General features: G+C 65.3%; 7 protein-coding genes. 6 read left to right on the forward strand and 1 reads right to left on the reverse strand.

Annotated elements, in window-relative coordinates:
- Positions 1 to 181: 181 nt before the first annotated feature.
- From ACLP25_RS14135 to ACLP25_RS14145, 3 genes are all read left to right on the forward strand, one after another.
- The gene (locus tag ACLP25_RS14135) at positions 182 to 853 is read left to right on the forward strand and encodes a DUF6544 family protein (protein ID WP_442469820.1); all 672 of its coding nucleotides are present in this window, start codon (positions 182 to 184) and stop codon (positions 851 to 853) included.
- A gap of 91 nt (positions 854 to 944) precedes the next feature.
- Positions 945 to 1,655 carry a VWA domain-containing protein gene (locus ACLP25_RS14140; RefSeq protein ID WP_442469821.1) on the forward strand — a complete coding sequence of 237 codons (711 nt, stop codon included), beginning with the start codon at positions 945 to 947 and terminating at the stop codon, positions 1,653 to 1,655.
- Between the two features lie 89 nt (positions 1,656 to 1,744).
- A complete protein-coding gene (locus ACLP25_RS14145; protein ID WP_442469822.1) occupies positions 1,745 to 2,467 on the forward strand; it encodes a J domain-containing protein in 723 nt (240 codons plus the stop codon).
- 46 nt (positions 2,468 to 2,513) lie between these two features.
- On the opposite strand, the gene ACLP25_RS14150 is transcribed toward ACLP25_RS14145, so the two are convergent.
- Positions 2,514 to 4,205 carry a serine hydrolase gene (locus ACLP25_RS14150; RefSeq protein ID WP_442469823.1) on the reverse strand — a complete coding sequence of 564 codons (1,692 nt, stop codon included), beginning with the start codon at positions 4,203 to 4,205 and terminating at the stop codon, positions 2,514 to 2,516.
- A gap of 380 nt (positions 4,206 to 4,585) precedes the next feature.
- Here ACLP25_RS14150 and ACLP25_RS14155 point away from each other — a divergent pair, with 380 nt between their 5' ends.
- From ACLP25_RS14155 to ACLP25_RS14165, 3 genes are all read left to right on the forward strand, one after another.
- The gene (locus ACLP25_RS14155; protein ID WP_442469824.1) at positions 4,586 to 4,927 is read left to right on the forward strand and encodes a phasin family protein; all 342 of its coding nucleotides are present in this window, start codon (positions 4,586 to 4,588) and stop codon (positions 4,925 to 4,927) included.
- A gap of 386 nt (positions 4,928 to 5,313) precedes the next feature.
- Complete coding sequence (gene clpS, locus ACLP25_RS14160) at positions 5,314 to 5,715, forward strand: ATP-dependent Clp protease adapter ClpS (RefSeq protein ID WP_442469825.1); 402 nt, start codon at positions 5,314 to 5,316, stop codon at positions 5,713 to 5,715.
- A 10-nt stretch (positions 5,716 to 5,725) separates the two neighbouring features.
- The coding region (locus tag ACLP25_RS14165) for an AAA family ATPase (RefSeq protein WP_442469826.1) at positions 5,726 to 7,095 on the forward strand (1,370 nt) is incomplete at its 3' end.

Below are 7,095 nucleotides of genomic sequence, written 5' to 3' on the forward strand. Positions count from 1 at the left end.
AAGCCGCCTGAACTCTCACTCCCTGTAGTGCCGACCTTTGCACCCGCCCCTCAGCGATTCCAATGCGTTCGCCTCGCGCTATACCCGCAGTTGGTGAAGTCGGGCTAGGCGCGTCAAAACGCCTGTCTCGCGACGCGCCGGAACGACGTATCCTTTCATGCGTCAGGGCGGTAACGTGGCGATGGCGCTTAAAACAGTTCTCGAGCGCATCCGGCGGTTCGCCATGCCGGAGGGCGAGGTTGCGCCTCGCGAGATCGTCTTTCGCCAGGAGGGCGAAATGCGGCTTGCGCCCGACGCGCCTTGGCGTCCGTTCCGGGCCGAGCAGCGGATGGCTGGCGACGCGCTCGATTTCCGCTGGCGGGCCTGGTTCTGGATGGCGCCGCTCGCGCCGTTCCGGGTGATCGACGCCTTCGAGAACGGCTCAGGCCGCCTGGCCGTCACGGCGCTCGGGGTCCTGCCGGTCGCGCGCGGGCGGGGTCTGGATTTCGACCGCGGCGAGATCCAGCGGGGGCTTGCCGAGCTTCCCTGGCGTCCGTTCGCCATCGGCCGCATGCCGCATGTGATCTGGGAGAGCCCGAACGGTCGGACGCTCAGCACGACTTATGACGACCGCCGCGTCCGCGCGAGCGCCGACCTAGAGATCGACGACACCGGAAGGGTCACCAGCGGTTCGGCGTTGCGCGTCCGGCTTGTCGGCAAGACGCCAGTCGAAACGCCCTGGCGCGGAACGTTCGGCGGCTGGCGCCGTTTCGGCCGCGTCCAGATCCCGACCGACGCCGAGGTTGCCTGGATTCTTCCCGAAGGACCGTTCCCGTACTGGCGCGGCCGCGTCGTCTCGTTTCCCGAGCTGTGACGGGTCGGCGACAAAATTTCCGCCGTTCCGCTTGCCGAAAGCGGCTCGGCGCCCAATCTGCTATTCCGCCCTCGAGCCTGTTGAAACCGCCATGGACAAGACGCGAAACGCCCCGGTCCCGCAGCAACGCAAATCCGACGACATCGCCGCCTTTCTCGACGCCGCCCGACGCACCCCCGCGCCGGCGTCGTCCGGCCGTGGTCGGCTGATCTTCGCCCTCGACGCGACCATGAGCCGGCAGCCGACCTGGGACGTCGCGCTGCGTCTTCAGGCCCGGATGTTTCAGGTCGCGGCGCAGTCCGGCGGCCTCGAAGTCCAACTCGTCTATTATCGGGGCTTGGGCGAATGCAAGGCGTCGAAGTTCGTCTCCGAGGGACGAGGCCTCGCCGAGCTTATGAGCCGGATCGAGGTGCGTGGCGGGGAGACCCAGGTCCGGCGCGTGCTCGCGCACGCCCGCGACGAGGCGAAGCGGGCGAAGGTCGGCGTCCTCGTCTTCGTTGGCGACGCGATGGAGGAAAACCCGGACGAGCTCGCGGCGCTCGCCGGAGAACTGGCGCTGCAAGGGGTGAAGGCGTTCATGTTCCAGGAGGGAAACGACACGGCGGCGCATCGCGTTTTCGCCGAGATCGCCCGTCTCACGGGCGGGGCTTATAGCGCGTTCGACCTTGGCGCCTCGGCCCGGCTCGAAGCGCTGCTGCGCGCCGCGGCGGCCTATGCGGCGGGCGGCCGTCCGGCGCTCGCTCGCGAAGCCGAGTCCGACGCCGCGGCGCGGCTGCTGCTCTCCCAGATGCGGGGTTCATGAATCTGGCGTAAACCCTCGGCGGCCGGGGGTTCCCGTTTCGCCGTCGTTCGCGGGGCGGCATCGCGGCCGAACGTGAAGGCATTGGTTCGATGAATTTCGTCATCGGTCTGATTTTGCTGATTCTTCTCCTGTCGGCGATCAAGCAGTTCGCGCGCATGGACGCAGCCGCGGTGGCGCGGGCCGTGCGGACGGGCGGGGGCGTGCTCGGCTTGATCGGGGCCGCGCTCCTGCTTCTGAGGGGCCAGATCGCCATTGCGGCGGTGCTTGCGGGAATGGCAGCGAGCTTCGCCGGCTGGCGGATGTTTGGTCAGGGATGGACGCCGTTTCGAATGCCGGGCGGCGGTCCCGGTCCGAGTCGGGGACGCGTCACGACGGCGCGCTCGGCCATGCTGGAAATGCGGCTCGATCACGACAGCGGATCGATGACCGGGGCCGTGCTTGCCGGGACCTACGTCGGCCGGGCGCTGGAGACCCTCTCGCGTCCCGAACTCATGAGCTTGCGGGCGGAGATTCGGCGCGACGATCCCGACGGCGTGGCGCTGCTAGAGACATATCTCGACCGCCGGTTTTCCGGCTGGCGTGAGGCAGACGAGGGTCAGGCTCAAACGGGGCGGGGAGGCGTCTCCAGCGGCGCGATGACGCGCCGCGAGGCCTATGAGACTCTTGGCCTTGAGGAGGGAGCGAGCGCCGAGGAGATCATTCGCGCCCACCGGTCGCTGATGAAGAAGCTTCATCCAGATCGCGGCGGCTCGACCGGTCTTGCCGCGCGGATCAATCAGGCCAAGGATGTTCTGATGCAGCGGCACGGGTAGGGCGCTCCGCGGAACACGCAGGGAAGCCGGATCTTGGAAGGTCACGTCAGTCACGGGTGGCGAAGCAGGAAAAGCCGCTGCGCTTGAGCGATCGGCAGGCGGACTCGGCGGAGGCCGAATCGAGGCCGGCGAACTGCGCGCGGTAATAGTCGGCGTCGCCCTTGCGCACCTTTTCGGTGACCGGCTTCGCCGCGGCGAGGACTGAGCGGTCGCGCTGTCGGGCCTTGTCGAGAAGCGCCGATGCTTTGGCGGCGTCGTCGGTGGCGCCGATCTGGATCTTCCAGCCCTTGGCGACCGACGGGGCGTCATCGTCGGATTCGTCTGTCGAACGCGCGGCGACGGTGGTGTCGGAGGGCGTCTTGCCCGCCGGACGCTCGCTCGCTTCGCTCTTCGGTTTGACCGGAGGCGTTACGCCGGCAGCCGCAACCGCCGGCGCAACGGCGTCGGGCCCCTTCCGCCAGCCGAGTTCAGCCGGCGAAAGTTTCTTCGGCGGCGGCACCGCTTCGGCGAGCTGGACCGCCGCCGTGGGGCGCTCAGCGACCGGCCGCGGCGGCGCTGGAGCGGCGCCCGGGGCATGCGTCGGCGTGACCGTTTGGACCGCCGCGACGCGCAGACCCGACTCATCGTCATTCTCGGCGCTGTCCCCTTCGCCGTCCCCGGCCTGCGCGCGGGCGGCCGGAAGATACGCAGGGACGTTGGCCGCGACGACGATCGCGCGCGGTCGGGCGGGCTCGGTCGGCCGGGCGGTGGCCTCGTCTTCAGACGATGAGGCGTCGGCGATTCGGGTCGCGGTGCGGACTGCCGAACATTGCGCCAGGTGGTCTTCGATCAAATTCTCCACCACGCGGTCGCGCGCGGCGGCGGTGCGGCCGCCCATGACGACGGCGATGAGCGAGCGTCCGTCCCGATGGACCGATGTCAGGAGATTGAATCCCGAGGCGCGCGTATAGCCGGTCTTGATGCCGTCGACGCCGTCGACCCGGCCGAGCAGATGGTTGTGGTTGCCGATCGTCTCGCCGTCGTATTGGAATTCCTCGGTCGAGAAGTATTTGAAGTAGCGTGGAAAACGATCTTCGAGCGAGCGCGCAAGAATGGTCAGGTCGCGCGCGGTGGTGATCTGCTCGTCGTTGGGCAGGCCGGAAGCATTGCGATAGGTGGTGTCCGACATGCCGAGCGCGTGCGCCTTGCGGGTCATCATGTCCGCGAACGTGCTCTCGTCGTGGCCGATCGCCTCGGCGATCGCGACCGCGATGTCGTTGGCCGAACGGGTGACGACGGCCTTGATCGCGTCCTCGACGCTGATCGTCTCGCCGGGCTCGAGGCCGAGCTTCGACGGTTCCTGCGCCGCCGCGTGCTCCGAAATCGGGATGCGCGTCTGCAGCGTCATCGCGCCCATGTCGAGTTGCTCGAACAGCAGATAAAGCGTCATCACCTTGGTGATCGAGGCGGGATGACGGAGCCCGTTCTCTTCGACCGCATAAAGCGTACGGCCGCTGTTGGCGTCGACGACGACGGCGGAGAAGGCCGGCGAGGACGGAACGCCTCCGGGGGCGCGATGCGCGACGTGCGCCAAGTGGCGGACGTGCGCGTAATGGATGGAGCGGTGGTAATGGTAGTGGCGATGGCCGTGGGCGTCGGCCGGCACGACGGCGAGAAGCAGCGCGGACGCTGTCAGGAGCGCTCCCGCGGCGACGCGAATGACACGACCGAGATGCGAGTCCCCATTACGCCACGCCATGAACGCGCCCCGATTTTACACACGCAACTGTCGGGCAGTTGCTCGACGAACACGCATGAACGTTATGGCGATGCAGTTACGGCGCGGTTAACGGGATGCGGGAAAGGCGACGAAATGCGGCGCAGACCCTTGACGAGAGAGAGAGTCCGCCGCCCGCGAAGCTGTCACGAGGTCGTGCAGAACCTGAAATATAGTCTGTAAGTTATTGAGATAAAGATAAAAAATGCCAGCAGCGCGGGTTCGACCTCAAGAGCGATCCCATTTTTATGGTGCAGTGCAAAAAAATCCTTGACTTCTATGGTGCAGTGCACATAATAGCGATCATCGCAGTAGGCCGATCGTCAAAGGGCGAACGGCCGAGGTCAAAACAGGAGTTAACCATGGCCGCGACACCGAATTTCGAAGAGTTCCAGGATTTCTCCAAGCACCAGCTCGAGGCGATCGCCACTGCCTCGTCGACCTGGGCCAAGGGCCTTCAGGAGCTCGCTGCCGAGTCGACCGACTACTCGAAGCAAGCGTTCGCCGCCGGGTCGGCGACGTTGGAGAAGATTCTCGGCGCGCGCAGCGTCGAAGCCGCGATCCAGATCCAGACGGATTACGCCAAACAGGCCTACGAGGGCTTCGTCGCGCAGGCGAGTAAGTTCTCCGAGCTCTACGCCAAGGTCGCTTCGGACGCGCTGAAGCCCGTCACGTCCGCTTACGCGAACCTTCAGGCCAAGTAATCGCCCGCCCCGACTCGCGAGGGCCTGAACGGCGCGTGAGACCGGAAATCGAAGATACGCGAGCCGGCGCCCGGAAAAGGGACGCCGGCTCGTTGCGTTTTTCGGCGCAGCGTGCTTGTCGGGTGGCCGATCAATCGAGATTTTTGCTCTCTCCGCCTTGCTCAAGCTTGTTGGCGGAACTTGGATCGATGCAACCCTGGCCTCTTGCGCGTGACGCCCAAATTGGCAATGATTTTGCATTCGGGCGGACTGGCGAGAACGATGCGCAACGCCCAGATTAAGTCGTGTTCGCGTGCGTTATTGAGCGGACAGAAGAAAAACGCAAGGTACGGGGTCATTTCGTGGCAGGCGCCTCACTTCCGTTGGTCCTTCGCTTGAGAGCCGGAATGGCGCGGCTGGCGCGCTGGTTCGCTCCGGGCATTGGAGGCGCTGCGCCAGCGCCCATTCGGGCTGCAGGACCGCGGGAGCCCAAACGGGGAGGAGACAATCCGGGCGCGGGGGCTGCGGTCATCACCCGCACCCGGACCCAGACCAAGCGCCCGAACATGTACCGCGTCCTGCTGCTGAACGACGATTACACTCCGATGGAGTTCGTGATCTCGATCCTGCAGGCGTTCTTTAACAAGGACGCACAGGAAGCGACCCAGATCATGCTCCAGGTTCATCATAACGGCGTTGGAGAATGCGGAGTCTACACCTACGAGGTCGCCGAGACCAAAGTGTCGCAGGTGATGGATCACGCGCGGAAGAATCAACATCCGCTCCAGTGCATCATGGAAAAGAAGTGAAAGGCGTCTTATGCCGATATTCTCCCGCACCCTCGAAAAGACGCTCCGAAAAGCCCTATCGCTCGCAAACGAACGTCATCACGAATACGCGACCCTCGAGCACCTGCTGCTTGCGCTGATCGACGACACGGACGCGGCCGCGGTGATGAGGGCATGCAGCGTCGACCTCGAGGTGCTGCGCAAGACGGTTGTCAACTACCTCGACACGGAGCTTGAGAACCTGGTGGTCGACAGCCAGGAAGAGGCGAAGGCGACCAACGGCTTCCAGCGGGTCGTTCAGCGCGCGGCGTTTCATGTCCAGTCATCCGGGCGCGAGGAGGTGACCGGGGCCAACGTGCTCGTTGCGATCTTCGCCGAGCGCGAAACCCACGCCGCCTTCTTCCTGCAGGAGCAGGACATGACCCGCTATGATGCGGTCAATTACATCAGCCACGGCATCGCCAAGCGCCCCGGCCATTCGGACAGCGCGCGTCTGCCGCGCGGAGCCGACGAGGAGCCTGAGGCGCGAGAAGCCAAGGACACGAAGGACAGCGGAGATTCCAAGAAGAAGGAAGGCGCCTTGGATGCCTATTGCGTCAACCTCAACCGCAAGGCCCGCGAAGGGCGCATCGATCCCCTCATCGGCCGTGAGGCGGAAGTCCAGCGGACCATCCAGGTCCTGTGCCGACGGCAGAAAAACAATCCGCTTCTGGTTGGCGACCCGGGCGTAGGCAAGACGGCGATCGCGGAGGGTTTAGCCCGCAAGATCGTCAATTCCGACGTGCCGGAAGTGCTCGAAGGGGCGACGGTCTTCGCGCTCGACATGGGCGCGCTGCTCGCCGGCACCCGCTACCGCGGCGACTTCGAGGAGCGCCTCAAGCAGGTGATGAAGGAGATCGAGCAGCACAAGGACGCGATTCTGTTTATCGACGAGATCCATACCGTGATCGGCGCCGGGGCGACCTCCGGCGGAGCCATGGACGCGTCGAATCTATTGAAGCCGGCGCTGGCCCAAGGCACGCTGCGGTGCATCGGCTCGACGACATACAAGGAATATCGGCAGTATTTCGAAAAGGACCGCGCCCTCGTGCGGCGTTTTCAGAAGATCGACGTCAAGGAGCCGAGCGTCGCCGACGCGATCGAGATTCTGAAGGGACTGAAGCCGTATTTCGAGGAGTTCCACAAGCTGCGGTACACCGGCGACGCGGTGAAGGCGGCGGTGGAACTGTCGTCGCGGTACATCCATGACCGCAAGCTGCCCGACAAGGCGATCGACGTGATCGACGAGACGGGCGCCTCGCAGATGTTGTTGCCCGAGGCCAAGCGCAAGAAGACGATCGGCGTCAAGGAGATCGAGGCGACCATCGCGTCGATGGCCCGCATCCCGCCGAAGTCGGTGTC

It is taken from the genome of Roseiarcus sp., assembly GCF_052145395.1.
In the GTDB taxonomy this organism is placed as follows: Bacteria; Pseudomonadota; Alphaproteobacteria; order Rhizobiales; family Beijerinckiaceae; genus Roseiarcus.

Coding starts and splice junctions, on each gene's coding strand:
- ACLP25_RS14155 (WP_442469824.1), top strand. CDS start 4,586: ATGGCCGCGACACCGAATTTCGAAGAGTTCCAGGATTTCTCCAAGCAC.
- ACLP25_RS14145 (WP_442469822.1), top strand. CDS start 1,745: ATGAATTTCGTCATCGGTCTGATTTTGCTGATTCTTCTCCTGTCGGCG.
- ACLP25_RS14150 (WP_442469823.1), bottom strand. CDS start 4,205: ATGGCGTGGCGTAATGGGGACTCGCATCTCGGTCGTGTCATTCGCGTC.
- ACLP25_RS14135 (WP_442469820.1), top strand. CDS start 182: ATGGCGCTTAAAACAGTTCTCGAGCGCATCCGGCGGTTCGCCATGCCG.
- ACLP25_RS14140 (WP_442469821.1), top strand. CDS start 945: ATGGACAAGACGCGAAACGCCCCGGTCCCGCAGCAACGCAAATCCGAC.
- clpS (WP_442469825.1), top strand. CDS start 5,314: ATGGCGCGGCTGGCGCGCTGGTTCGCTCCGGGCATTGGAGGCGCTGCG.